The following is a 2,471-nucleotide window of genomic DNA, read 5'->3' on the forward strand; positions in this document are numbered from 1 at the left end:
GTTGTTGGTGGCATTAACGTGGCAGCGCTTTGAGGACGCGGATCGGGACCTGCATGAACTGGGCAGTTTTTTGGCTCAGCAGATTGCTTCGGCATCGGAATACGGCGTATTGGCGGGCAATTACACGGACTTGCGCCGCCAGGCTCAGCTGGCCATGCAGCGGGCGGATCTGCAGTACGTGGTGTTTCGCGATGGTGATGGTCAGGTGCTGCTGTATGAGGGGCGAGACCGCGAGGAAAGCAACAACGAGATCATCGAATTTCATTCCGGCATTTATCGTCAGGCGGTGGCACCAGAAGGCATGCTGGAAGGCCCGGTGGAGCGCGATGACAGACCGGACCGCATTGGTGAGGTGGTGCTTGGCATGTCGAGTGCCCGATTGTTGGCACGGCAAAAGGAAATTTTGCTGGCCAGCATGATTCCTGCCTTCTTCGCCATGATCCTGGGGCTCTGGATTGCCCACTATCTGGCGCGCCAGATTGCCGCACCACTGGGTTACCTGTCGGGTCTGCTGCGGACCCTGCGCCAGGGGGAATACTCTGTGCGGGGCAACAGCCGTTTGCAGGGTGAGTTGGGCGAACTGCAGGACAATATCAACGAGCTGGCCGGCGCGCTGGAAGGCGCCCGGCACACGCAGCAGGTGGCCATGACAGAATTGCAGCAAGCCCATCGTCAGGCGGAAACCGCCAGCCAGGCCAAAAGCGATTTCCTGGCCATGATGAGCCACGAGCTGCGCACCCCCATGAATGGTGTGCTGGGGATGCTGCAATTACTGGAAGAAACGGCCCAGAACGAGGAGCAGCACGAATACACCGAAGCGGCGCTGGAATCCACCGGTCATCTGCTGGATGTGATTAACGATATCCTCGATTTTTCGCGTATCGAAGCCGGGCGCATGGACCTGGACCCGTCATTCTTCGAATTGCGCCCCCTGCTGCAGAACTGTGTCGCCACTTTTCGTTATGTGGCGGAAAGCAAAGGGCTGTATCTGCGCCTTGAGGGCGACGAAGTGCTGGCAGGCAGGGTGGCGAGGAGTGACCCGACCCGGTTGCGCCAGGTGCTCAGTAATCTGATTTCCAATGCGGTGAAGTTTACCCAGGAAGGGGGCGTCACTGTCACCGTATCGGTGCTGCCGGTTCGGGGAGACTGGCTGGACCTGAGTGTTGCCGTGGCCGATACCGGTATTGGTATTCCAGAGTCCAAACGTTCAAGCCTGTTTAAGGCGTTCTCACAGATTGATTCCTCCACCTCGCGCCGTTTTGGTGGCACCGGGCTGGGGCTGGCGATTGCGCGCAAACTCAGTGAAATGCTCGGTGGCACCCTGTCAGTAGGTAGCCGGGAGGACGAGGGCAGTGTCTTTACGCTGTCGTTGCGCCTGTTGTGCCGTGAGCAGCCGGCGGACAGTGGGCCGGCGGGGCCGGCCAGCCCGATTGAACCGGAGCAACATGTCCTGCATGGGCTGGTGCTGCTGGTGGAAGACAATGTGGTCAATGCCATGGTGGCGCGGCGTATTCTGGAGCAGATGGGCGTCACCGTGGTGACGGCAAGTAATGGCGAGGAGGCGCTGGGAAAAGCGCGCCAGCGAGACTTTGATTGCATTCTCATGGACGTGCAGATGCCGATAATGGATGGCCTGGAGGCCACCCGGCAATTGCGACAGTGGGAGCGGGAACAGGGCCGGGCGCCCATGCCGGTGGTGGCGTTGACCGCCAATGCCATGCATGAGGAACGCGAACGTTGCCTGGCGGTAGGTATGAACTCCCACCTGGCCAAGCCGTTCCGCCGTCAACAGTTGGCGCGGGTGCTCAGTCCGTATCTGACTCCTGGACGTGTTCCACCCGGGCAGTAACTTCGCCGTCGACCAGTCGGGTGGTCAGGGTGTCACCAGCCTGTAATTGGCTTACAGAGCGCACCGCATCCTCTCCCTTGAAGGTAATGCTGTATCCCCGCGCCAGGGTTTCCAGCGGGCTGGCTGTTTGCAGGCGCTTACTCAGCCCGGCCAGCTGCACTTGCTGTTGTTGAATCTGCCGCTGTATGGGTTGTGGCAATCGCTTGTTCAGGGCTGCCAGCTGTTGCTGGCGGTCCAGCAGAAGCCGCTCTGGTGATAGCCGCGCCAGGCGTTGCTGGCTGGGCTGCAGGCGGCCATGGAGTAGAGTGAGGCGGTGCTGCATCTGTCGTTGCAGGCGATTGTGCAATTCATCCAGTCGCTGGCTGCTTTGCTCAAGGTGCTGGCGAGGGGAGCGAAGCCGCTGGCTCAGATGGCGCAGGCGCTCCTGCGGGGTGCGGAGTTGTTGCGCCATGACCCATCGCAACCGCCGGTGCAGGCCGGCAAGACGCTGGCTGACCACCGACAGGTCAGGGCTCACCAGTTCCGCGGCGGCGGAAGGGGTCGGAGCGCGCAGATCGGCGGCAAAATCGGTCAGCCCGGTGTCCACCTCATGGCCCACGGCAGAGACAATGGGAATGGGGCA

At 61.2% G+C, this 2,471-nt stretch carries 2 protein-coding genes; one reads left to right on the forward strand and one right to left on the reverse strand.

What is annotated here, in order from left to right; translation table 11 throughout:
• A partial coding sequence (locus tag A3754_RS22015) for an ATP-binding protein (protein WP_063521347.1) occupies positions 1-1,849 on the forward strand: 1,849 nt, incomplete at its 5' end.
• Here A3754_RS22015 and A3754_RS22020 read toward each other — a convergent pair.
• Positions 1,806-2,471, reverse strand: a 666-nt coding sequence (locus A3754_RS22020) for an exodeoxyribonuclease VII large subunit (protein WP_304439857.1), incomplete at its 5' end; no start/stop codon positions are given. The two genes, A3754_RS22015 and A3754_RS22020, sit on opposite strands and share 44 nt — an antisense overlap.

The organism is Alcanivorax sp. HI0083 (assembly GCF_001635175.1).